Annotated in this window: 17 protein-coding genes; 11 read left to right on the top strand and 6 right to left on the bottom strand. The window is 63.7% G+C overall.

Annotated features, from left to right (window positions below):
- Nucleotides 1–10: 10 nt before the first annotated feature.
- The 7 genes from polA to HY019_RS02770 all read left to right on the top strand — a co-directional run bounded on the left by polA (nt 11) and on the right by HY019_RS02770 (nt 8350).
- Nucleotides 11–2890, top strand: a complete 2880-nt coding sequence (gene polA, locus HY019_RS02800; RefSeq protein ID WP_290688175.1) for a DNA polymerase I — start codon at nt 11–13, stop codon at nt 2888–2890.
- Nucleotides 2891–3021: 131 nt separating this feature from the next.
- A complete protein-coding gene (gene ppk1 / locus HY019_RS02795) occupies nt 3022–5067 on the top strand; it encodes a polyphosphate kinase 1 (protein ID WP_290688174.1) in 2046 nt (681 codons plus the stop codon).
- Nucleotides 5068–5144: 77 nt separating this feature from the next.
- Nucleotides 5145–5663: a histidine phosphatase family protein gene (locus tag HY019_RS02790; protein WP_290688172.1), complete on the top strand. Its 519-nt coding sequence runs from the start codon at nt 5145–5147 to the stop codon at nt 5661–5663.
- Nucleotides 5664–5770: 107 nt separating this feature from the next.
- The gene (gene ybgC, locus HY019_RS02785) at nt 5771–6274 is read left to right on the top strand and encodes a tol-pal system-associated acyl-CoA thioesterase (RefSeq protein WP_290688171.1); all 504 of its coding nucleotides are present in this window, start codon (nt 5771–5773) and stop codon (nt 6272–6274) included.
- A 6-nt stretch (nt 6275–6280) separates the two neighbouring features.
- Nucleotides 6281–6997: a protein TolQ gene (tolQ, locus tag HY019_RS02780; RefSeq protein WP_290688169.1), complete on the top strand. Its 717-nt coding sequence runs from the start codon at nt 6281–6283 to the stop codon at nt 6995–6997.
- Between the two features lie 2 nt (nt 6998–6999).
- The gene (locus tag HY019_RS02775) at nt 7000–7443 is read left to right on the top strand and encodes a biopolymer transporter ExbD (protein WP_290688167.1); all 444 of its coding nucleotides are present in this window, start codon (nt 7000–7002) and stop codon (nt 7441–7443) included.
- 4 nt (nt 7444–7447) lie between these two features.
- The gene (locus HY019_RS02770; RefSeq protein ID WP_290688166.1) at nt 7448–8350 is read left to right on the top strand and encodes an energy transducer TonB; all 903 of its coding nucleotides are present in this window, start codon (nt 7448–7450) and stop codon (nt 8348–8350) included.
- Nucleotides 8351–8371: 21 nt separating this feature from the next.
- On the opposite strand, the gene HY019_RS02765 is transcribed toward HY019_RS02770, so the two are convergent.
- The 3 genes from HY019_RS02765 to HY019_RS02755 are packed head-to-tail and all read right to left on the bottom strand — an operon-like array spanning nt 8372 to nt 10441.
- The gene (locus HY019_RS02765; protein ID WP_290688164.1) at nt 8372–9196 is read right to left on the bottom strand and encodes a putative DNA-binding domain-containing protein; all 825 of its coding nucleotides are present in this window, start codon (nt 9194–9196) and stop codon (nt 8372–8374) included.
- Nucleotides 9180–10127 (bottom strand): DUF692 domain-containing protein, encoded by a 948-nt coding sequence (locus HY019_RS02760; protein ID WP_290688162.1) that lies wholly within the window; start codon nt 10125–10127, stop codon nt 9180–9182. The genes HY019_RS02765 and HY019_RS02760 overlap by 17 nt, the downstream gene beginning before the upstream one ends.
- 14 nt (nt 10128–10141) lie before the next feature.
- Nucleotides 10142–10441 (bottom strand): DUF2282 domain-containing protein, encoded by a 300-nt coding sequence (locus tag HY019_RS02755; RefSeq protein WP_290688161.1) that lies wholly within the window; start codon nt 10439–10441, stop codon nt 10142–10144.
- Nucleotides 10442–10664: 223 nt separating this feature from the next.
- Between HY019_RS02755 and HY019_RS02750 the strand changes: the two genes are divergently transcribed.
- The 4 genes from HY019_RS02750 (at nt 10665) to HY019_RS02735 (ending at nt 18408) form a co-directional block, all read left to right on the top strand.
- Nucleotides 10665–13250, top strand: coding sequence for an ATPase, T2SS/T4P/T4SS family (locus HY019_RS02750; RefSeq protein ID WP_363302153.1), 2586 nt, complete (start codon nt 10665–10667; stop codon nt 13248–13250).
- Nucleotides 13251–13513: 263 nt separating this feature from the next.
- Nucleotides 13514–15436 (top strand): PrkA family serine protein kinase, encoded by a 1923-nt coding sequence (locus tag HY019_RS02745; RefSeq protein ID WP_290688159.1) that lies wholly within the window; start codon nt 13514–13516, stop codon nt 15434–15436.
- Between the two features lie 120 nt (nt 15437–15556).
- Nucleotides 15557–16855 (top strand): YeaH/YhbH family protein, encoded by a 1299-nt coding sequence (locus tag HY019_RS02740; protein ID WP_290688157.1) that lies wholly within the window; start codon nt 15557–15559, stop codon nt 16853–16855.
- Complete coding sequence (locus tag HY019_RS02735; RefSeq protein ID WP_290688155.1) at nt 16852–18408, top strand: SpoVR family protein; 1557 nt, start codon at nt 16852–16854, stop codon at nt 18406–18408. The genes HY019_RS02740 and HY019_RS02735 overlap by 4 nt, the downstream gene beginning before the upstream one ends.
- A gap of 32 nt (nt 18409–18440) precedes the next feature.
- Here the strand turns inward: HY019_RS02735 and HY019_RS02730 are convergent, their stop codons facing one another.
- Genes HY019_RS02730 through HY019_RS02720 form a run of 3 tightly spaced genes read right to left on the bottom strand, consistent with a single transcriptional unit; the run spans nt 18441 to nt 20795 of the window.
- Nucleotides 18441–18803: a response regulator gene (locus HY019_RS02730; RefSeq protein WP_290688153.1), complete on the bottom strand. Its 363-nt coding sequence runs from the start codon at nt 18801–18803 to the stop codon at nt 18441–18443.
- Between the two features lies 1 nt (nt 18804).
- On the bottom strand, nt 18805–20211 hold the full coding sequence (locus tag HY019_RS02725) for a sensor domain-containing diguanylate cyclase (protein ID WP_290688151.1): 1407 nt from the start codon (nt 20209–20211) through the stop codon (nt 18805–18807).
- On the bottom strand, nt 20208–20795 hold the full coding sequence (locus HY019_RS02720; RefSeq protein WP_290688150.1) for a hypothetical protein: 588 nt from the start codon (nt 20793–20795) through the stop codon (nt 20208–20210). The genes HY019_RS02725 and HY019_RS02720 overlap by 4 nt, the downstream gene beginning before the upstream one ends.
- Between the last annotated feature and the right edge of the window lie 146 nt (nt 20796–20941).

Here is a 20941-nt window from a genome sequence, read left to right as displayed (position 1 = left end):
GAACGCCCCGGTGAATTCCTCCTCTGATTCCGCCCCCATCCTGCTGCTGGTAGACGGCTCCAGCTACCTCTACCGCGCCTTCCATGCCATGCCCGACCTGCGCGGGCCACAAGGCGAGCCGACTGGTGCCTTGCATGGCATGGTCAACATGATGGGCTGGTTGCGCGACCACATTGGTGCCGAGCACGCCGTCTGCGTGTTCGATGCCAAAGGCCCGACCTTCCGCGACGAGTGGTACCCCGAGTACAAGGCGCATCGCCCCTCGATGCCGGATGACCTGCGCACGCAGATCGAACCGATCCACGAAGTGGTCAAGCTGCTGGGCTGGCCCGTACTCGAAGTCCCGGGCATCGAAGCCGATGACGCCATCGGCACGCTGGCCAGGGTGGCCGCGGCCTCCGGCCACAAGGTCGTCATCTCCACGGGCGACAAGGACCTGGCCCAACTGGTCAACCCGCAGGTCTCGCTGATCAACACCATGGCCAAGCCGCCCGAGGTGCTGGACATCCCCGGCGTGCAGGCCAAGTTCGGTGTGCCACCCGAGCGCATCATCGATTACCTGACCCTGATCGGCGACACGGTGGACAACGTGCCTGGTGTCGAGAAGGTCGGTCCCAAGACGGCCGTGAAGTGGCTGGCCGAATACGACACGCTGGAAGGCGTGATGGCCGCTGCTAGCAACATCAAGGGCGTGGTGGGTGAGAACCTGCGCAAGGCGCTGGACTGGCTGCCGCAAGGCCGCCGCCTCATCACCGTCAAGCTCGATTGCGATCTCACCGGCCATGTGCCCCAGTGGCCTTCGCTGGATGCGCTGGCACTCAAGGCCCCCGATCTGCCCGCGCTGCTGGACTTCTACACACGCTATGGTTTTCGCACCGCCCGCGCCGACGTCGAGAAGCAGCTGGGCCTGGGCACGGCAGCCTCAGCATCCCCGTCAGCCAAGGCCAGCAAGCCACCCAAAGCGGCCAAGCCCAGTGCCACAGGCGACCTGTTTGGTGGCGACGCCGACCCAGCGGGCGACGCGGCCGATGACAGCGCCGATGCTGTGGGCAGTGCATCTGCCGCCTCCACTCTGAGCCAGGTCGAGACCCAGTACGACACCATCCTGGACTGGCCTGCCTTTGACCAATGGCTGGCACGCCTGCATGCTGCCCCCCTGGTGGCCTTTGACACCGAGACCGACTCGCTCGAACCCATGAAGGCGCGCATCGTCGGCCTGTCGTTCAGCGACCAGGTGGGCCGCGCCTGCTACATCCCGCTGCGCCACGAGGGCCCCGACGCGCCCGTGCAATTGCCGCTGGACGAGGTGCTGGCCAAGCTCAAGCCCTGGCTGGAAGACGCCAACCAGGCCAAGGTCGGCCAGAACATCAAGTACGACACGCATGTGCTGGCCAACCACGGCATCCGCATCCAGGGTTATGCGCACGACACCATGCTGGAGAGCTATGTGCTCGAAGCGCACCGCCGGCACAACCTGGGTGATCTGGCGCTGCGCTTTGTGAACCGCGCCGGTTTGAGCTACGAAGACGTGGCCGGCAAGGGCGCCCAGCAGATCCCGTTTGCGCAAGTGGCGGTGGACCGCGCCTCGCAGTACTCCAGTGAAGACAGCGACCTGACGCTGCATGTGCACGAGACCTTGTGGCCGCGCCTGCAGGCCGAGCCCCAACTGCTCGACATTTACCAGCGCTTCGAGATGCCCACCTCGCGCGTGCTGCAGCGCATCGAGCGCAACGGCGTGCTGATCGATGCCAACCTGCTCAGGCAGCAAAGCCACGAGTTGGGCCAGCGCATCATGGCGCTGGAGCAAGAGGCCTACGAGCTGGCTGGCCAGCCTTTCAACCTGGGTTCGCCCAAGCAACTCGGCGAGATCCTGTTCGTCAAGCAGGGCCTGCCCATCGTCAAGAAGACGGCGTCCGGCGCGCCCTCCACCAATGAAGAGGTGCTGGAGAAACTGGCCGAAGACTACCCGCTGCCGGCTCGCATCCTCGAATACCGCGGCATGGCCAAGCTCAAGTCCACCTACACGGACAAGCTGCCCTTGATGATCAACCCGGGCACGGGCCGCGTGCACACCAACTACGCGCAGGCCGTGGCCGTCACGGGGCGCCTGTCGAGCAACGACCCGAACCTGCAGAACATTCCCGTGCGCACCGCCGAGGGCCGCCGCATCCGCGAAGCCTTCATTGCGCCGCCAGGCCACGTCATCGTGTCGGCCGACTACTCGCAGATCGAGCTGCGCATCATGGCCCACATCTCGCAGGACGAGAACCTGCTGCGCGCCTTCTCCGAAGGCATGGACGTGCACCGTGCCACCGCCAGCGAGGTTTTCGGCGTGACACCCGACGAGGTCACCAGCGAGCAGCGCCGCTACGCCAAGGTCATCAACTTCGGCCTGATCTACGGCATGAGCGCCTTTGGCCTGGCCAGCAACCTGGGCATCGAGCGCTCGGCCGCCTCGGCCTACATCGAGCGCTACTTCACACGCTACCCCGGCGTGAAGCGCTACATGGACGACACCCGCGCGCTGGCCAAGGCCCAGGGTTATGTTGAAACCGTGTTCGGCCGCCGCCTGTGGCTGCCCGAGATCAACAGTCCCAACGGCCCCAGCCGAGCGGGTGCCGAACGGGCCGCCATCAACGCGCCCATGCAGGGCACGGCGGCCGACCTGATCAAGCTGTCGATGGTGGCCGTGCAGGACGCGCTGGACGCACAAGGCAAGGCCACGCTGATGATCATGCAGGTGCACGACGAACTGGTTTTCGAGGTGCCCGATGCCGAGCTGGACTGGGTCAAAGCCGAAGTACCCCGCCTGATGGCCTCGGTGGCCGCTTTGCGGGTGCCCTTGCTGGCCGAGGTGGGGGCCGGGCCGAACTGGGAGGCTGCGCACTAGCCGTGCGCAGCGTGGTCAGCTGCACACTGACACACAACTGTCATCATCCTGAGGGCTTTGGCGTTCTAAACTCAAAGCCCCGCGCTTTGTCTGGCGTCCATCCGGTTTGATTTCAAAGGAAGTGTTGTCAGGTGTCCTCCGCCCCGCGTTTGAAGTTGCTGAGCCGCGAACAGGCCATTCTTGAATTCAATCGCCGGGTGCTGGCGCAAGCACAACGCGAGGACGTACCCCTGCTGGAGCGCCTGCGCTACATCTGCATCGTCTCGTCCAACCTCGATGAGTTCTTCGAGGTCCGCTTTGCCGATGTGCTGGAGGCCTCGCGCACGCTGGGTACGGGCATCGACCGGCAGTACCTGGCCGATGTCGCCAAAGAAGCCCACCAACTGGTGGATGACCAGTACCAGATCTTCAACGATGTGGTCGGGCCGGCGCTGCGTGAGGCAGGCATCTACATCCTCAACCACGCGCACCGCAACGAGGCCCAGCGCGACTGGGTGGCCGACTTTTTCCACCGCCAGGTTCGTCCCCTGCTGGTGCCCATCGGGCTGGACCCTTCGCACCCCTTCCCGCAGGTAGCCAACAAGACGCTGAACTTCATCGTGCGCCTGAGCGGGCGCGATGCTTTCGGGCGCGACAACGACATCGCCATCGTGCGCATCCCGCGCGTGCTGCCACGGGTGATCAAGCTGCCCCCCGAAATATCCGACGGCAAGCAGTGCTTCGTGTTGCTGTCCAGCGTGATCCGCTCCCACCTGGGTGAGCTGTTTGCGGGCCGCGAGATGAAGGCCTTTTCGCAGTTCCGGCTCACGCGGGACTCCGACATCGACGTGGACGAAGACGACGTCACCGACCTGCGCCAGGCCTTGCGCTCCAAGATGAGCACGCGGCAGTTCGGCCAGTCGGTGCGGCTGGAAGTGGTGTTCAATTGCCCCAAGGACTTGTCCGACTTCCTGCTGGAGCAGTTTGGTCTGGATGAGCAGGCGCTCTACCAGGTCAATGGCCCGGTCAACCTGGTGCGCCTCACGCAGCTGATCGACCAGGCCGATGCCGATGCGCTGCGCTTCCCCAATTACCAGGCGGGCTGGCCGCAGACCTTGCCGCAGACGGGCATGTTCGAGCACCTGCGTCGCCAGGATTGCCTGCTGCACCACCCTTTCGAGTCCTTTGACGCGGTCGTGGCCTTCCTGCGCGAGGCCGTGCATGACCCGGACGTGCTGGCCATCAAGCAGACCATCTACCGCACCGGCAGCGAGTCGGTGCTGATGGACCTGTTGCTTGAAGCCGTGCGCCGGGGCAAGGAAGTGCTGGCCGTGGTGGAGCTGAAGGCGCGCTTCGACGAAGAGGCCAACATCAACTGGGCCGAGCGACTGGAGGCCTTGGGGGCGCAGGTGGTGTACGGCATCGTGGGCCTCAAGACCCACGCCAAGATGATGCTGGTGACGCGCCGCGAGGGCAGCCGCCTGCGGCGTTATGCCCACCTGTCCACCGGCAACTACAACCCCAAGACGGCGCGCCTGTATACCGACGTGGGCTACCTGACCAGCAATGCCGAGATCACGGCGGATGTGGACATGGTGTTCCAGCAGCTCTCCAGCCTCACGCACCAGAAGTCCACCAGGCATCTGCTGCTGGCGCCATTCAGCATGCAGTCGCACCTGATCCACACCATCAAGCGTGTGGCCGAGGCGGCCGAGGCCGGCAAGCCCGCGCGCATCGTGCTCAAGCTCAACTCCCTGACCGATGAGCCGTTGATCGCCGCCTTGCTGGAAGCGGGGCAGCGGGGCGTGCGCATCGACCTCGTCGTGCGCGGGGCCTGCATCCTGCCGCCCGGCGTGCCGGGGCTGTCCGAGAACATCCGCGTGCGCTCCATCGTGGGCCGCATGCTGGAGCACACCCGTGTGCTGTACTTCCGCTGGGGCGAAAGCGACGCCGACGAGGTGCTTTACCTGTCCAGCGCCGACTGGATGAACCGCAACATGACGCGCCGCATCGAAGCCGCCTGGCCCGTGCGGGACGCAGCCTTGCGCCAGCGCGTGATCGACGAGTGCCTGGTGCCGTATCTGCTGGACCACCGCGATGCCTGGCGTCAGCTGGGCGATGGCCGCTACGAGCGGGTATCGCAGGACGGCGTTTGCGCCCAGCAGGCTTTGATGGCCCGTTTTCGCGCCTTGCCCTGATTGTCATCACGCTGACCCGATGATCCCTCAGGCTGCCGGGGCATGACACACCAAGGAGGGCGCATGAGGAGTTCAGCATGGATCTGATCTTGTGGCGGCACGCGCAGGCGCATGCCTTGCCGTTGGATGAAGCCCTGCAGGCACGGGCCGAAGCCGGCGAAGACCTGACGGTGCACATCGACATGGCGCAGGACCTGGCGCGTACGCTGACCCCCAAGGGCGAGCGGCAGGCCGAGCGCATGGCCCATTGGCTCAATCAGCGCCTGCCAGACACCACCCGCGTGCTGGTCAGCCCGGCGCAGCGCACGCAGCAAACCGCACTGGCGCTGGGGCGCTCGTTCAAGACGGTCAAGTCCATCAGCCCGCAAGCCAGCGTGGACGACCTGCTGGAGGCCGCGCGCTGGCCCCGCGCCCGGGACGCGGTGCTGCTGGTCGGCCACCAGCCCACCCTGGGCATGCTGGCCGCGCGCCTGCTGACCGGGCAGGATCTGGCCTGGTCGGTGCGCAAGGGCGCAGTATGGTGGCTGCGCAGCCGCGAACGCGATGGCGAGGTCAACGTGACGCTGCACGCCGTTCAGTCGCCCGATTTCCTGTGAAGTGTCCCGTGAGGCGCGGCGGCCTTTACATGTTTTGACGGGGTCTTGACAGACTGCATCGTGGCCCATTCGGCGGATCAGGCCTGATCCCCTGGATAATGTCGCGCATGAGCCTGTTGTCAGCTGCCGATCCTTCTGTCGATTCCGCCGCCGTACCCACCGTACCCAGCGCCCTGGCCGATGCGCATTTCCGTCATGCGATCCGCATTTACTGGGAAGACACCGACGCCGGTGGCATCGTGTTCTACGGCAACTACCTCAAGTTCATGGAGCGCGCCCGTACCGAGTGGCTGTCTTCCCTGGGCTTCGAGCAGGAAGGCATGCGCCATTCGGGTGAGGGCATGTTCGTCGTGGCCGACACGCAGATGCGCTTCATCAAGCCCGCCCGCCTGGACGACCGTCTGACGGTGACCGTGAGCGTCGTCAATGTGGGGCGCAGCAGTGTGACTTTCGCGCAAGATGTCTGGCGGGGCGACACCTTGCTGACGCAGGGCCAGGTCCGCATTGGCTGGGTGCAGTCCCAGGCAGGTCAGGAAGACCTCAAACCTGGCCGCATCCCTGCTCGCATCCTGTCCGTTCTGCCCACCCCGATTCAAGCCTCTGGAGGTTGACTTTCCATGAACCAAGACTTGTCCATCATCGCCTTGGTGCTGCACGCCAGCGCGGTGGTGCAGATCGTGCTGGCCCTGTTGCTGGTGGTGTCGCTGGCCAGCTGGAGCGTCATTTTCAGCAAGCTGATCGGGCTCAAGCGCGTGCGCACCGACAACGACGAGTTCGACCGCGAATTCTGGGCCGGGCGCACCTTGCAGGAGCTTTACCAGGACGCACAACGCGGCGAGGGCCCCCCTTCGCCGCAAGAGCGCATCTTCGCCGCCGGCATGCGCGAGTTCATGAAGCTGCGTGAGCGCCGCGTCGCCGATGTCCCCACCTTGTTGGACGGCGCACGCCGCGCCATGCGGGCCAGCTTCCACCGCGAGATGGACGTCATCGAGGCACGCCTGGATTTCCTGGGTTCGGTCGGCTCCGTCTCGCCCTACATCGGCCTGTTTGGCACCGTGTGGGGGATCATGCACGCCTTCACGGGCCTGTCCAACATGCAGCAGGTCACGTTGGCCACGGTGGCGCCTGGCATCGCCGAAGCGCTGGTGGCCACGGCCATCGGCCTGTTTGCGGCCATTCCCGCCGTGCTGGCCTACAACCGCCTGGCGCGCGACATCGACCGCATCGCCATCCAGATGGAGTCCTTCATGGAGGAGTTCTCCAACATCCTGGCGCGCAACGCCGCACCGGCCAATCCGGCTGACGCGGGCCGCAGCGCGCCACAGGGGCGCTGACCGTGGCCGAGCTCAATGCCCGAGGCGGGCGCCGCGCCAGGCGCACCCGCAACGAGATCAACATGGTCCCGTTCATCGACGTGATGCTGGTGCTGCTGATCATCTTCATGGTGAGTGCGCCGCTGCTGCCCACCGGGGTGGTGGACCTGCCCAGCATCGGCAAGGCCCGCAAGGCACCCGAGAAGGTGATCGAGGTGGTGCTGGAAGACGCCGACCGCGTGCGCCTGCGCATTGACCGCAAGGACGTCGACACCCTGGACGTGAGCGAGCTGGCTGCGCGCATCAAGCCCCTGCAGGAAGAAGCGGCCGGTGGGCCCAGTGCCGTGCCCGTGATCATCAGCGCGCGCAAGGACGTGCGCTACGAGTCCGTGGTGCGTGTGATGGACGTGCTGCAAAAAGCCGGCGTGGCCCGCGTGGGCCTGTCGGTGCGCACCACAGGGGGCTGAAGCCTTGAACGCCGACGTCGTCCACCCTGGAGCCGGCCCCGATCTGCGCCCGCGCACGTCGGATGGCTGGACCTCGGGCGTGGCCATGGCCTTTGGCGTGCACCTGATCCTGGTGGCCGCGCTGGCCTTTGGTGTGCACTGGAAGATGAGCAACCCGGAGCCGGTTGAGGCCGAGGTCTGGTCGGACATCCCGCGCGCGGCGGTGCCCGAAGCCGTGGTCGTGCCGCCACCACCACCCGTGGTCGAGCAGCCGGTTGAAAAACCGCCTGAAACCCAGCCCGAGCCCGTGAAGGCGGCCGAGCCCGAGCCTCCGCCACCGCAGCCGATCCCGGATGTGGTGGTGTCGCGCACCCCGCCCAAGAAAGAGCCCAAGAAGCGCAAGCACCGCGAGCCGGTCGAGGTGTTCGAGACCGAGCCACCCAAGCCGGTCAAGAAACCTGAGAAGACGCCGCCCAAGAAGCCTGTCGAGGTCAAGCCAGAAGCCAAGCCTGAGCCCAAGCCCGTCACGTCCAAGGCCACCAGCACCGACAGCAGTGCCAAGGCAGCGGCCGAGCGCGAAGCCATTCGCAAGGCCAAGATCCAGGACATGATGTCCGAGCTGGGCTCGTTGGGCACACCGAGCCGCTCGGCTGGCCCGAGCGCGGCTTACGGCGGCCGCATCAAGGCGCGCATCAAGCCCAATATCGTGTTCACGGACAACGTCAGCGGCAACCCTCTGGCCGTGGTCGAGGTGCGTTGCGGCCCGGATGGTCGCATCCTGTCGACCAAGTTCATCGAGCGCTCCGGGCTGGCGTCGTGGGACGAGGCCGTGATGCGCGCGCTGGATCGCACCGAGGTGCTGCCGGCTGATGAAAGTGGGCGCGTGCCGCCCGTGATGCAGCTGGAGTTCCGCCCGAAGGACTTCTGATCCGGCTGGGACCCGAGCGGGTCAGGCCTGGTCCGCCGTGGTGCTCAGCCGCCACAACCAGCCTTGCGCAACAGCCTGGTTCAGCCAGGCGCTGAAATCGAAGCCCGTTGGCGCGTGGTCCAGCAGGCTACTCAGGGGCTGATCGCGCTGTTCAATGACCGCCTTCATCCACCAGGCGTCCGCAAGGGCCACAGGCGCCATCTGCAACACCCAGGGGTTGCGCCAGATCACCACGTCCCCGGTCGAGCCGGTCTGCAGCGCAAGCCGGGCGGCTTCTTCGTGGGCCTCGGCGGGGCCTTGATGCGCCTCCCACAGCGCCAATACAGGCCAGTCGGAGGTGACCAGCTGCACGCAGGGTTGGAGTGCCATGTGCAGCTGTTCAGGCTCGGCTTCGGCCAGCAGGTTCAGGCTTGGGGTGTCCAGGCTCACGTCCGCTGCGCGCTCACACTGGTGGCGTGCCCAGTCCAGCCGGGCGCAATCGGCCAGCCAGGGCCAGGCCTGCAGATCTGCGTGGCGGCCGATCAAGTCGGGCAGGGCAGCCCCCCATTCGCCCAGGTCGCCGCAGCTGGGTGGCGCTTCCTGCCACAGGATGAGCGCCAGCGCCTTGAGCGCGTCTTCGCCCAACATGGCCTGCAGCGTCGGGAAGTGCCCGGCGATCACGCGTTGCGCGGTGGCCTGCGCATTGAGCTGGTAAGCGCGCAAGCCGGCCGCATCGGTTTGCAGGTGCGCCGCCACGAGGGCGGGCCAGCAGGCTTGTGATTCATCCCAGGGCGCGGCTGCGTCATGGGGCGTGCGGCAAGCGGCCAGCACCGCTTGCTGGCGTGCCAATTCAGTCGATTGACTCATGTTCGGCTTCCCCGCGGTGCTGGGCCAGTGCCTGCGCCGCCAGCCTGGCTTCGTCCAGCAACACGGCCAGCGGGGGCAGGTCCACGTCCCATTCGATCAAGGTGGGCACCTCGTCCAGGTGAGCCAGCGTCTGGGCGTACACATCCCACACCGTCGGGTGGATGCGCTGGCTGTGGTCGTCGATGATCAAGCGATCGGGCGCCGCCCAGCGAAAGCCCGCCAGGTGGATCTCGCCCACCATGCCGGCGGGGATCGACCAGACAAAATCCAGCGCTTCGGCCCGTGCCTTGGTCAGCGCCTGCGCCCGATCCGGCTCGACACCCGGGGTGTGTTGCCAGGTGGCACGCCGCGCCCGGTTCAGGCCATTGACGACCAGGTTGTTCAGGTCCAGCAGCAATTGGCAACCTGCACGGCGGCAGGTCTGGATCAGGAAGTCCACCTCCGCGATCTCGTCGTCCTGGTAGGCCATGTAGGCCGACAGGTTCTCGATCAGGATGGGGCGCTTGAGCCGGTCCTGGACCTGCTGGATATTGGCCACCAGCACATCCTGCGAAGCCGGCGTGAAGGCCAGGGGCAGCAGGTCGCTGGCATGCACGGCGCCAGCCTGATCCGGCCCGGCGGAGGCCACGCGCGCAAAACTGGCGTGGTCCGACACCCGCACGGGGTTGATGCGCGCCGCCAGGCGGGCCAGCCGGTCCAGGTGCGCGGCGTCCACGCCCGAGGCCGAGCCCAGCGACAAGCCCACCCCGTGCAGGCTGATGGGGTAGAGCGCCCGCATCTGGTCCAGCACGTCAAGGGCAGGACCGCCATCGGCGAAGAAGTTCTCTGAATGCACCTCCAGAAAACCCAGCTCAGGCGGGCGCAACCGCAACAAGTCCTGCGCGTGTGGCTGGCGCAGGCCAATGCCCACCAGGGACCATGTCGTGCTCATCGGGTGTCAGGCCCTCACTTGCCGCCGGCCTTGGCCAGCGCCGCCTTGGCCTGCTCGATGGTCAGCCCGCCCAGCTTGGCGCAGGTGCCTTTGGCCACCAGCTTCCAATCCACGGGCGAGTTGTCGGTCTTGGCCTCGCCCGCGCACGAGTGGGTGCCCGACAGGTTGGCGCAGCTGTTCTGGCCGGCCTTGACGATGCCGAAACACTTTTCCTTGTCTTTTGGGGCGGCTTCCTCGTGTGCCTGAGCCATGGACACGCTGCCCACGGCCAGGAGGGAGGCGAGGGCAGAAGACAGCAGTTGACGTTGGTTCATGATCATTTCCTTGCAGATTCGGTTGAAAAACGCACGCCTTGCTCAAGCGTCATCGTATTGGTCGTGCGAGCCGTCGTAATCTTTCACTGGACCATGCTCGCGGCATCCGAGGCTGCAAATGCGCGTTTTTTGGCGCTTTATGGCCCGATCATGATGCGGGCAGTTTCATAGCATGGCAATCAGCCCGGGGTGTCAGTGTCGCATCCTGGATGCAAGGATCGACATGTCTGATAACCCTGAGCGCATCTTCCGCATCGAAGTAGGCCCGCCGGCTCCCCCGAGAGAGCAGGGCGTCGACTTTCAGAACGCGGGGTTTGCCGACACCACGAACGACGGCCCGGACAACGGAACCTTCCGCTGGCCGACACCGCCTTTTGCCACCTATCCGGTCGCGGGCGTGCAGCAGGAGTCCGAGCCGTGCCAGATCGTGGGGCTCAATGGCCGCGTGATGCAGGGGCGGCTGAACTTCTTCGTGCCCACCGAGCATGTGGCGCACATCCAGGTGCCCCCGGCACGCACCACCATGCCGCTGCGGTTCAGCCAGTTCCGCACCATTTTGCTGACACGCCCGATCGAGCCCAAGCTGGCCGATGCGGGCTTGAGCCAGCATGAATACGGCGTTCTGGCCGAGCGCCCGGTGACCGACTACCGCGTCCACCTGGTGGCAGGCGGTACGCTCGAAGGCGACACCATCGGCCATGTCGAAAATGAATTTGGCCTCTTCCTGTTTCCGCCCGTGGACGAGCGGGGATCCGTTCACCGCCTGTTCGTGCCGACCGAGGTCATCGCTGGCGTCGAGATCGGCCCGCTGATCGGTCAGGCGCTGATCGACTCCCAGGTTGTCAGTGCCGAAGAAGTGGAGCAGGCGGTCGAGGTGCAGCAAACCCTGCGCAACCAGAAGCTGGGCGACATCCTGCTGACGCAGAAAGTGGTCTCGCCAGACCAGCTGATCGCCGCCATCGAGCGCCAAAGCCAGATGCCCATGGTGCGCATCGGCGAGGCGCTGATCGCCCTGGGCCTGATCACCGACGACCAGTTGCAAGACGCGCTCAAGCAGCAACAGACAGACCGCACCGTGCCGCTGGGCGAGTTGCTGGTGCGCTTGGGCATGGTGTCCCGGCAGGATCTGCTCAGCGCCCTGGCCCGCAAGATGGGTTACCCGCTGGTGGACCTGGACCGCTTCCCGGCTGATCCTGACGCGCTCAACAAGGTGCCTTTCAGCGTGGCCGCCAAGCTGCTGGTGGCACCCCTGCTGCTGCGCGACACCACCCTGATCGTGGCCGTGGAAGACCCCAGCAAGCGCTCGGTGCTGTCCGAGCTGGAGTTCGTCACCCAGTGCAAGATTGTGCCGGTGCTGGCCAACCAGAGCCAGCTGGAATGGTCCATCCGGGATGCCTACGCCAAGCTGGGTGCCGATGTCACCTCCGTGATGTTCGCCGCCTTCACCGATCCGGCCGAGCTGGAGATGGAGTCCGTCGACTCAGGCAAGCTGGTCGAGGACCTGGAGAAAGAGGGCCTGGACAACAAGACCTACCAGGAAGAAGACAGGCCCATCGAGCAAAGCGACAACTCGCTGGTGCGCCTGATCAACACGATGATCATCGAGGCCTATACCCAGGGCGTCTCCGACATCCACGTCGAGAGCTACCCAGGCCGCGACAAGATCAAGATCCGCTTTCGCAAGGACGGCGCACTGGTGCCCTATCTGGAGCTGCCGCACAATTACCGCAGCGCCATGATCGCCCGCATCAAGATCATGTGCGACCTCGATATCTCCGAGCGCAGAAAGCCGCAGGACGGCAAGATCAATTTCGCCCGTTTCGTGCCCCAGTACCGGCTGGAGCTGCGCGTGGCCACCATCCCGACCAACAACGGTCTGGAAGACGTGGTGATGCGCATTCTCAGCTCCGCCCGCCCCATGCCGCTGGACAAGATCGGCCTGAGCAACTACAACCTCACGCGCCTGAAAGAGGCGCTGGAGCGGCCCTACGGCATGATCCTGTGCGTGGGCCCGACGGGCTCGGGCAAGACCACCACGCTGCACTCGGCGCTCAGCTTCATCAACGTGCCCGAGCGCAAGATATGGACGGCCGAAGACCCGGTTGAAATCACCCAGCCGGGGCTGCGCCAGGTGCAGGTCAACCCCAAAATTGATTGGACCTTTGCCAAGGCCCTGCGCGCCTTCCTGCGTGCCGATCCGGACGTGATCATGGTGGGTGAAATCCGTGACCATGAAACGGCCGACATGGGCGTGGAAGCCTCGCTGACGGGCCACCTGGTGCTCACGACACTGCACACCAACAGCGCCCCGGAAACCGTCACCCGCTTGCTGGACATGGGCATGGACCCGTTCAACTTCGCGGACGCCTTGCTGGTCGTGCTGGCACAGCGCCTGGTGCGCCGCCTGTGCACCGCGTGCAAGGTCAGCGAGCCAGCCTCCGTGCATTACCTTGACGACCTGATCAAGGAATACCTCTACGTGTTCCCCGAGCATGAGGAAACGCCCACACGCGAGAGCCTGCTGGCCGACTGGCAGGAGCGTCTGGGGAAGGATGGCGTGTTGATGGCACACACGAGCAAGGGCTGCCCGCAGTGCAACCAGACCGGCTACAAAGGCCGTGCAGGCCTGCATGAGCTGCTGTCGGTCAGCCGGGAAATCCGCCGCCTGATCCAGACGGGGGCGAACGCTGAAACCCTGCTGCATCAGGCCCTCAAACAAGGCATGCGCACCCTGCGTCAGGACGGCATAGAGAAAGTCCTCTCAGGCATAACCAGCATGGAAGAAGTCCGTGCCAGCAGCAATACCTAGCCTCATGAGGGCAGGAAACTCATGAAAGCGTGCCTTGTTGTGTGCATGCTGCACGCAGGACTCAAAAAAGGTGCAAGATAGACAGCAACGAAGTCGTTGATCAGACACAAGAACCGGGGTTTTATCCGGGCTTGAATGTGAGGCGATTTCCTCGATCTTTGGTGTGAAGGCGATGCTTGTGTGGTCGCGCCGAGTTCACCAGGTGGTTACGGCGCAGATCACGAATGGCATCGATGGCGTAAGTCGATGGTTCGGAGGTCTGTATGGACGTGATCAGCAGCTTCGCAGCTCGTTACGAGCGCACCCGCGAAGAAGAATTCACCCTCGAGGAATACCTCGAGATCTGCAAAAAAGACAAGTCGGCTTTCGCCACCGCGGCAGAGCGCATGCTCGAAGCGATCGGTGAACCGCAGATGATCGACACGCGCAATGACCCGCGCCTGTCGAGGATCTTCACCAACAAGGTGATCAAGATCTACCCGGCTTTCGAAGAGTTCTATGGCATGGAAGATGCCATCGAGCAGGTCGTCAGCTATTTCCGCCATGCTGCGCAAGGGCTGGAAGAAAAGAAGCAGATCCTGTATTTGCTGGGACCGGTCGGTGGCGGCAAGTCCTCGATCGCCGAGCGCCTCAAGTTGCTGGCCCAGAAAGTGCCCTTCTACGCCATCAAGGGCTCGCCGGTCAACGAATCGCCGCTGGGCTTGTTCGAGCCCACCGAAGACGGCCCCATCCTGGAGAAGGAATACGGCATCCCGCGCCGTTACCTCAACCGCATCCTGAGCCCCTGGGCCGTCAAGCGTCTGGAAGAGTTCGGTGGTGACATCCGCAAGTTCAAGGTCGTCAAGCGCTACCCCAGCATCCTCAAGCAGGTGGGCATCGCCAAGACCGAACCTGGCGATGAAAACAACCAGGACATCAGCGCGCTGGTGGGCAAGGTCGACATCCGCAAGCTCGAAACCTACGCCCAGGATGACCCGGACGCCTACAGCTACTCCGGTGGCCTGTGCCTGGCCAACCAGGGTCTGCTGGAATTCGTGGAAATGTTCAAGGCGCCCATCAAGGTGCTGCACCCGCTGCTGACCGCGACGCAAGAAGGCAACTTCAAGGGCACGGAAGGTTTCGGTGCCATCCCGTTTGACGGCGTTGTGCTGGCCCACTCGAACGAAAGCGAGTGGAAGGCCTTCCGCAACAACAAGAACAACGAGGCCTTCCTGGACCGGATCTACATCGTCAAGGTGCCTTACTGCCTGCGTGTCTCGGAAGAAATCAAGATCTACGAGAAGCTGGTGCGCACCTCTTCGCTGGCCGCCGCGCCTTGCGCTCCTGGCACCCTGAAGATGATGAGCCAGTTCGCCATCCTCACTCGCCTGAAAGAGCCCGAGAACTCCAGCATCTACTCCAAGATGCAGGTGTACGACGGCGAGAACCTCAAGGACACCGACCCCAAGGCCAAGTCCATCCAGGAGTACCGTGATTACGCCGGTGTGGACGAGGGCATGAGCGGCATCTCGACGCGCTTTGCGTTCAAGATCATCTCCAAGGTCTTCAACTTCGACCCGGCCGAAGTCGCGGCCAACCCGGTGCACCTGATGTACGTGCTGGAGCAGCAGATCGAGCGCGAGCAGTTCCCGGCAGAAACCGAGCAGAAGTACATCTCCTACATCAAGGAATCGCTGGCGCCCCGCTATGCCGAGTTCATTGGCAAGGAGATCCAGACGGCCTATCTGGAAAGCTATTCCGAGTACGGCCAGAACATCTTCGATCGCTACGTGACCTACGCCGACTACTGGATCCAGGATCAGGAATACCGCGACACCGACACCGGCGAAATCTTCGACCGTGGTGCGCTGAACGCCGAGCTGGAAAAGATCGAGAAGCCGGCCGGCATCGCCAACCCGAAGGATTTCCGCAACGAGATCGTCAACTTCGTGCTGCGGGCCCGTGCCAACAACGGCGGCAAGAACCCGCTGTGGACCAGCTACGAGAAGCTGCGCACCGTGATCGAGAAGAAGATGTTCAGCAACACCGAAGAGTTGTTGCCGGTCATCAGCTTCAACGCCAAGGCCAGTGCGGACGAGGTCAAGAAGCATGAGGACTTCGTCAACCGCATGGTCCAGAAGGGCTATACCGCCAAGCAAGTTCGCTTGCTCTGTGAGTGGTACTTGCGGGTGCGTAAGTCGTCTTGATCGGAGTTTTATGCATGAGCGCTTAACGGAGAAGGCGAGCCCGACGCCGGGCCGCCCCAAGGCGGGCGAGATCCCCTCGGGGGATCGGTCGCGGTACTCCGCGAGCGAGGGGTAGACAGGATGCGGCAACACATCATCGACAGACGGCTGGCGGGCAAGAACAAGTCCATCGGCAACCGTGAGCGCTTCCTGCGTCGATACAAAGACCAAGTGCGTGAAGCGGTGCAGCGTGCCATCAACGGCCGCAGCATCCGCGACATTGAAAAGGGCGAGGACATCGCCATCCCCAAGCGCGATCTGTCCGAGCCCGTGTTCGGTCATGGGCAAGGCGGCACGCGTGAGGTGGTGCACCCCGGCAACAAGGAATACGTCAAGGGTGACCGCATCGAGAAGCCGCAAGGCGGGCAGGGGCAGGGCAGTGGCTCAGGCCAGGCCAGCGATTCCGGCGAAGGCGAGGACGACTTTGTCTTCTCCTTGAGCAAGGAAGAGTTCATGCAGGTCTTCTTCGAGGACCTGGCCTTGCCCAATCTCGTGCGCACGGCCCTGGCCGAGGTGCCTGAGTGGAAGAGCCACCGCGCCGGCTACAGCAGCGATGGCACCCCCAACAACCTGCACGTGGTTCGCTCCATGCGCGGGGCACTGGGGCGGCGCATCGCGCTGGGGGCCTCCTCGCGGCGCGAGATCCAGGAGCTGGAAGAGCGCCTGGCGGCCTTGCGTGCCGAGACGGAAGATGGCGACGACGCCCTGGTGCACAAGCACGCCGCCGAGATTGAAGAAATCGAAGCCAAGCTCGTCCACCTGTATGGCCGCATGAAGGGCATCCCCTTCCTGGACCCGATCGATCTGCGTTTCCGCAGCCGTGTCAAGGTGCCGGTGCCCACCACCAAGGCCGTCATGTTCTGCGTGATGGACGTGTCCGGCTCGATGGACGAGCAACGCAAGGAGTTGTCCAAGCGCTTCTTCATCCTGCTCTACCTGTTCCTGACCCGGCATTACGACAAGATCGAGCTGGTCTTCATCCGCCACCACACGCAGGCCCAGGAAGTGACGGAAGACGAGTTCTTCCACGCAACTGAAACCGGCGGCACGGTGGTGTCCAGCGCGCTGGTGCTGCTCGATGAGATCATCCAGGCCCGCTACCCCACCAGCGAGTGGAACCTGTATGTGGCCCAGGCTTCGGACGGTGACAACTGGCACCACGACTCCAGCCGCTGCCGCGAGATCATCGAGCAAAAGATCCTGCCCCTGGTGCGCTACTACGCTTATGTGCAGGTGGCCCAGACCGAGCAGAACCTGTGGGACGAGTACCTGGCCCTGGCCGAGCAACACAAGCAATTTGCCATGCGCAAGGTGCTGGATGCCTCGCAGATCTACCCGGTGTTCCGTGAGTTGTTCAAGAAGGAAGGGGTAGATGCATGAGCGCACAACAAGCCTATGGTGTGCAAGGCCACCAATTGCCAGGCCCCTCCGACTGGTCCTTCGAGTTGATCGAGCAGTACCACGACGTCATCCGCGCAACCGCCGAGCGCTTCAAGCTCGACACCTACCCCAATCAGCTCGAGATCATCACGGCCGAGCAGATGATGGATGCCTATGCCAGCGTGGGCATGCCGGTGAACTACCGGCACTGGTCCTATGGCAAGGAGTTCATCGCCACCGAGAAGAACTACCGCCGTGGCTTCATGGGGTTGGCGTATGAAATCGTCATCAACTCCAATCCCTGCATCAGCTACCTGATGGAAGAAAACACCATGGCCATGCAGGCCCTGGTGATCGCGCACGCGGCCTATGGCCACAACAGCTTCTTCAAGGGCAATTACCTGTTCCGCATGTGGACGGATGCGGGCTCCATCATCGACTACCTGGTCTACGCCAAGAACTATGTGGCGCGCTGCGAAGAGCGCCATGGTGTGGACGCGGTGGAAGAGTTGCTGGACTCCTGCCACGCCCTCATGAACCACGGCGTGGACCGCTACCGCCGCCCGGGCAAGCTGTCGCTGGACAAGGAACTGGCCCGCCGCGAGGAGCGCGAAGCCTATCTGCAGCAGCAGGTCAATGACCTGTGGCGCACCTTGCCGCGCCGTGCGGACCGGCCTGAAGAAGAGTCGGTCAGGCGCTTCCCCGCCGAGCCGCAAGAGAACCTGCTGTACTTCATCGAGAAGCACGCCCCCTTGCTGGAGCCCTGGCAGCGTGAGATCGTGCGCATCGTGCGCAAGGTGGCGCAGTACTTCTACCCGCAGCGCCAGACCAAGGTGATGAACGAAGGCTGGGCCACGTTCTGGCACTACACCTTGCTCAACACCATGTATGACGACGGCTACCTGACCGACGGCATCATGATCGAGTGGCTGCAGTCGCATACCAATGTGGTGTACCAGCCGCCAGTCGGGCACAGGGCCTACAGCGGGCTCAATCCGTATGCACTGGGCTTTGCCATGTACACGGACCTCAAACGCATCTGCGAGAAGCCCACGCCCGAGGACCGCCTGTGGTTCCCGGACTTTGCAGGCTCGGCAGAAGGCACCGACCCGAAGGACCACGCCTGGCTCAAAACCCTGGATTACGCCATGCGCAACTTCAAGGACGAGAGCTTCATCGGCCAGTTCATGAGCCCGAAGGTGATGCGCGATTTCCGGCTGTTCGCCATCCGTGATGACGAGGAAGAAAGCGAGTACGAGGTCAGCGCCATCCACGACGAAGGCGGTTATCGCCAGTTGCGCGAGATGCTGTCCCGGCAGTACGACCTGGGTTCACGCGAGCCCAATATCCAGGTCTGGAGTGTGAACCTGCGTGGTGACCGGTCCTTGACCTTGCGCCACACGCAGCACAATGACCGCCCGCTGCATGACAGCACGCGCGAGGTGCTCAAGCACGTGGCGCGGTTGTGGGGCTTCCCGGTTCACCTGGAAAGCGTCAATGGGATTGGCGATGTGCGCCAGCAGTGGACGGTGGTGCCGGCCTCCATGGAGTGAGCCCTGGGGCCTGGCCACGAGGCCGGGCCGGCTCAGCTCAGCTTGAGCACCTTTCGGATGCCGCCCAGCAGGATCTCGTCCTTGTGGGGCTTGACGATCCAGGCCACCACACCATGCTCCTTGGCGCGGGCTTTCAGCTCGGGGCTGGTCTGCGTGGTGAGCATGAAGATCGGGATCTGGTAACCCTGCTCCTTGATGTGCCGGCACATGGTCAGGCCATCCATGCCGGGCATGTTCAGGTCGGAGATGACCAGATCGATGGCGTGCTGGCCCATCCGCTCCAGTCCCTGTTCACCGTTTTCTGCCTCGACCACTTCGAAACCTGCCGGGATCAACAGGTCTTTCAGCGCATCGCGCATGGTCTTGGCGTCATCGATCACCAAAATCCGGGGCATGTCATTCTCCTTCTGACGTTTCGACGCACACACGGTTCTTGCCATTGTGCTTGGCAACGTACAGGTATTTGTCCGCGCGGTGCAGCAATGTTTCCAGCGTGTCGTTCTTTTGGCAGTAAGCCACACCTGAGCTGGTGGTGACACGCAACATCTGGCCCTTGCCAATGTCGATGGGGGTGTCCGCCAGTTTGGCGCGGATGCGGTCTGCCACGATGGCGCCGCCTTGCTCGTGGGTCTCGTTGCAGGGCAGGGCGAGCACGAACTCTTCACCGCCATAACGAACCGAGATGTCCGTGTCTCTGGTGCAGGCGCGGATGATGTTGCCGAACGCCTTGATCACCCTGTCGCCCGCGTCGTGGCCATAGGTGTCGTTGACGCTCTTGAAGTTGTCCAGGTCGAACATCACGATGGCCAGCTCGCGGATGTTGTCGCGCTTGGCCGAGGCAATCAGCCGGCTGATGCTGTCGTTCATGAAGAGGCGGGTGTACAGGCCCGACAGCGGGTCGCGGATGGCGCATTCGTACAGGGCCTGAGCCTGCTTGCCCAGCAGGTCGGCCTTTTCGATCTGCCGCTGCGCCAGGAAGCTGGCAGTGATGTCTTCCAGCGTGACCATGTAGCGGTCAACGGTGTTGTTCTTGGCGATCGGCTGGATGCGGGGTTTGATCCACTTCTCAAAGCCGGAGGGCCCTTCGATCTTCAACTGGCTGATGCGCCCCAGTTCCGCCTCGCGGGCGCCGAAGTGCGGCATGAACTGGCCGGCACACTCTCGAAGGAGGTCGAACGCGTCCGTGAGCTCGCGCTCCTGATCGGGGTTGGAGCGCAACAGGATGCTGTACAGCGATTCGCCGATCAGCGTGCGCTGATTGAGCAGCACATGGCAGTATTCGGACAGCACCTCGGTGATCCTGCCCTGGCTGTCGAGCACCATCAGCCCCAGCGGGATGCTGGAGAAAATGCTCATGAGCTTGAGCTCGGATTGGTACAGGCCGGAGAGGTCATCGCCCACCATCGAGATGACCTGGCCTTCTGCCTCGCTGACGCTGCCCAGCCTGAAGATCCGCCAGAAGAAGGGCTTGGCGGGTTGGTCTTCGCTGGTACCGGCAAACTCCAGTTTCACGCGGGCATTGGTGTCGCGATTGTTGTCGTCACGCAGGTGGCTGAAGTGGTGCAGCAGGATGTCGCGGTTCTCGCTGGTGAAAAACGCGGTGAAGTCCAGGTGCAGTGCGGTCTCCATGGTGCAACCCACCAGGTCGCAAAAAGCCTTGTTGGCCCGGATGACGCGGTTGTGCTGGTTGAGCACCACGAACACGCTGGGGATGTCGTCCAGGATCTGTTCGTTGTACTCGCAGGCGCTCTCCAGCATGGAGAGGACACGGTGCGAGGCCTGCAGTTCGTTGTTGTTGCTCATAGGAAGTCCAGCTCGCCTTCTTGTGCTTCTTCGTCTTCGGCTTTGATGTTCGAGAGGTCGTTCTTGCCGAGCAGTTCCACATAGCAACTGCAGTAGATGCCGTCGAAGGGGCCTTCCAGGCGCCAGAAGTCGCCGAACTTGGTGACGGCACCGGTCTTGGCCTGGTAGTCGGCGTAGATCTCGTAGATGCCCCTGGTACACAGCGGCACGCTCATGCCCATGGAGATCTGGTGCGCGTCAAAGATCCGGCAGACGCGGCCACCCATCTGGTTGCTCAACTCCTTCATGAAGTCCACCAACTGCTTGTCGGTGAGGTCGGTGTCCGATGCGCGCTTGGTCTGGCGGTAGGCGCGGATCTGCTCCGGGTTGAAGTGCACCTTGAAGACGATGCGCAACTCTTCGCATGTCAACAGCACCATCGCGATATAGCGCGCCAGCACCTGGCCGAGTTGGTGATCAGGCGGGTCAGAGATGAGGGTGACGTTCTGCCCGTCGAAATACTGGCTGGCTTGCACAACCGAGGCGTCGCGCAGCAGTTTGCGCAGGCTGTCCACGGAGGCTTGCGTGACGGCATCAGCATCCATGTCGACCTCCTCGTGCAGAGGCGTTGCCGGTGTGCGATCTGGCGCGATCTGGGGGCATGGGGCGCAGTGGCATGGTGTTGGGCTCTTGTTGGCGAAGACGCAGCCAACTGGTCTTCATCAAGCCGGTTTACGGCATGCCAGCCGTC

The sequence above is a fragment of the Aquabacterium sp. genome, assembly GCF_016195855.1.
Classification (GTDB): domain Bacteria; phylum Pseudomonadota; class Gammaproteobacteria; order Burkholderiales; family Burkholderiaceae_C; genus Aquabacterium.
Note: the sequence above shows the minus strand (reverse complement) of the source record. Positions and strands in the feature narration are given on the sequence as shown.

Coding starts and splice junctions, on each gene's coding strand:
- HY019_RS02790 (WP_290688172.1), top strand. CDS start 5,145: ATGGATCTGATCTTGTGGCGGCACGCGCAGGCGCATGCCTTGCCGTTG.
- ybgC (WP_290688171.1), top strand. CDS start 5,771: ATGAGCCTGTTGTCAGCTGCCGATCCTTCTGTCGATTCCGCCGCCGTA.
- tolQ (WP_290688169.1), top strand. CDS start 6,281: ATGAACCAAGACTTGTCCATCATCGCCTTGGTGCTGCACGCCAGCGCG.
- HY019_RS02765 (WP_290688164.1), bottom strand. CDS start 9,196: ATGAGTCAATCGACTGAATTGGCACGCCAGCAAGCGGTGCTGGCCGCT.
- HY019_RS02760 (WP_290688162.1), bottom strand. CDS start 10,127: ATGAGCACGACATGGTCCCTGGTGGGCATTGGCCTGCGCCAGCCACAC.
- HY019_RS02755 (WP_290688161.1), bottom strand. CDS start 10,441: ATGAACCAACGTCAACTGCTGTCTTCTGCCCTCGCCTCCCTCCTGGCC.
- HY019_RS02750 (WP_363302153.1), top strand. CDS start 10,665: ATGTCTGATAACCCTGAGCGCATCTTCCGCATCGAAGTAGGCCCGCCG.
- HY019_RS02745 (WP_290688159.1), top strand. CDS start 13,514: ATGGACGTGATCAGCAGCTTCGCAGCTCGTTACGAGCGCACCCGCGAA.
- HY019_RS02740 (WP_290688157.1), top strand. CDS start 15,557: ATGCGGCAACACATCATCGACAGACGGCTGGCGGGCAAGAACAAGTCC.
- HY019_RS02735 (WP_290688155.1), top strand. CDS start 16,852: ATGAGCGCACAACAAGCCTATGGTGTGCAAGGCCACCAATTGCCAGGC.
- HY019_RS02730 (WP_290688153.1), bottom strand. CDS start 18,803: ATGCCCCGGATTTTGGTGATCGATGACGCCAAGACCATGCGCGATGCG.
- HY019_RS02725 (WP_290688151.1), bottom strand. CDS start 20,211: ATGAGCAACAACAACGAACTGCAGGCCTCGCACCGTGTCCTCTCCATG.
- HY019_RS02720 (WP_290688150.1), bottom strand. CDS start 20,795: ATGGATGCTGATGCCGTCACGCAAGCCTCCGTGGACAGCCTGCGCAAA.